General features: G+C 43.8%; 1 pseudogene. It reads left to right on the top strand.

What is annotated here, in order from left to right:
* Positions 1-18 precede the first annotated feature (18 nt).
* Positions 19-240 (top strand): annotated as a pseudogene (locus ACYP03_RS27750) (tRNA-binding protein); the annotation flags it as partial.

Here is a 240-nt window from a genome sequence, read left to right as displayed (position 1 = left end):
AATCAATACGGAGTGGTGATGTTGATTGAATTGCAGGATTTTGAAAAATTCGATATACGGGTAGGGCAGATCGTCGCAGTAGAAGCATACCCTGAAGCCAGAAGGCCAGCATATAAGCTTTTTCTGGACTTCGGTCCTGATATTGGTCAGCGAAAAAGCAGTGCTCAGATTTCAGACTTGTATGAGGTAAACGAATTGATTGGCAAGAAAGTGATGGCAGTCGTGAATTTTCCGGCCAAG

The organism is Photobacterium sp. R1 (assembly GCF_054600795.1).
This window is presented reverse-complemented; position numbering and strand designations above follow the sequence as displayed.